This is a genomic window from Oleiphilus sp. HI0079, assembly GCF_001635105.1.
This window is the reverse complement of the sequence record NZ_LWFT01001198.1, coordinates 1-1,120: the sequence shown is the minus strand read 5'-3', so window position 1 is coordinate 1,120 and position 1,120 is coordinate 1. Positions and strand designations below refer to the sequence as shown.

The 1,120-nt window shown below is 46.3% G+C and carries 2 protein-coding genes and 2 pseudogenes; 1 reads left to right on the top strand and 3 read right to left on the bottom strand.

Features of this window, described 5'->3' with window-relative positions:
* Positions 1-68 precede the first annotated feature (68 nt).
* From rpmC to A3750_RS25120, 3 genes and pseudogenes are all read right to left on the bottom strand, one after another.
* A complete protein-coding gene (gene rpmC, locus A3750_RS21375) occupies positions 69-260 on the bottom strand; it encodes a 50S ribosomal protein L29 (RefSeq protein ID WP_068451019.1) in 192 nt (63 codons plus the stop codon).
* A complete protein-coding gene (gene rplP, locus A3750_RS21370) occupies positions 260-673 on the bottom strand; it encodes a 50S ribosomal protein L16 (RefSeq protein WP_068451022.1) in 414 nt (137 codons plus the stop codon). The genes rpmC and rplP overlap by 1 nt, the downstream gene beginning before the upstream one ends.
* An 11-nt stretch (positions 674-684) precedes the next feature.
* Positions 685-885: pseudogene (locus tag A3750_RS25120) on the bottom strand (30S ribosomal protein S3); the annotation flags it as partial.
* Here A3750_RS25120 and rplV point away from each other — a divergent pair.
* A pseudogene (rplV, locus tag A3750_RS21365) lies at positions 875-1,054 on the top strand (50S ribosomal protein L22); the annotation flags it as partial. The pseudogenes A3750_RS25120 and rplV sit on opposite strands and share 11 nt — an antisense overlap.
* Between the last annotated feature and the right edge of the window lie 66 nt (positions 1,055-1,120).

The window sequence follows — 1,120 nt, the reverse complement described above, 5'->3', positions numbered from 1 at the left end:
ATCCATTTTGTCGCTGACGACTTTACCGCTGATGGTACGAGCTGTGTTATTTGCCACTTCACTCATAATCACTCACCTGCCTTCTGCGTCAATACTGTTTTGATACGAGCAATATCTTTTCGGTTTTGAGCTACAAGATGCGATTGGTTGAGCTGACCAGTCGACTTACGAAGGCGTAAGTTAAACTGCTCTTTTAATGCTTCTTCCAACGCTGTATTCAGCTCTTCAACAGACTTATCGCGTAATTCACTTGCTTTCATTACATCACCGTCCTTTCAACAAAGGTTGTTGGAACAGGCAACTTAGCAGCAGCTAGCGCGAAAGCTTCGCGTGCCAATTCTTCTGACACACCTTCAATCTCGTATAGCACTCGGCCCGGTTGAATTTGGCAAACCCAATACTCAACGTTACCTTTACCCTTACCTTGACGAACTTCCAAAGGCTTTTGCGTAATCGGCTTGTCAGGAAAAATTCGAATCCAGATCTTTCCGCCACGCTTAACTTTACGTGTAATCGTACGACGAGCCGCCTCAATTTGGCGTGCCGTGATACGACCACGACCAGTCGCTTTCAAACCGTACTCACCGAAGCTGATTTTACTACCGCGTTGAGCAAGGCCACGATTACGACCCTTTTGTACTTTTCTAAATTTGGTACGTTTTGGCTGTAACATCTCTCGGCCCCTTACTTAGCAGACTTCTTGCGAGCAGAATTCTTTTCTTCGCGTACCTGTTCGATACCGCCAAGAATCTCGCCCTTGAAGATCCATACTTTTACACCAATGATGCCGTACGTTGTGCTCGCTTCATGCGTAGCATAATCAACGTCTGCTCGAAGTGTGTGCAACGGCACACGACCTTCTCGATACCACTCTGAACGAGCGATTGCTAACGCTGAGCATAACGACGGTCTTGATGTTGATGATCTTAGCGTATCGACAGTTTTTGTTGATGAAGGTCCAACTATGAAGCGTATCCGTCCGCGTGCAAAAGGACGAGCTGATCGTATCTTTAAGCGCACCTGTCATATCACGGTCAAAGTGGCCGATAACTAGGAGATACTCAGATGGGTCAGAAAGTACATCCTAATGGTATCAGACTGGGTATTGTGAAAGACCACA

Bases quoted from the DNA above. Each gene is read 5' to 3' on its own strand.
- rpmC (WP_068451019.1), bottom strand. From the start codon at position 260: ATGAAAGCAAGTGAATTACGCGATAAGTCTGTTGAAGAGCTGAATACA.
- rplP (WP_068451022.1), bottom strand. From the start codon at position 673: ATGTTACAGCCAAAACGTACCAAATTTAGAAAAGTACAAAAGGGTCGT.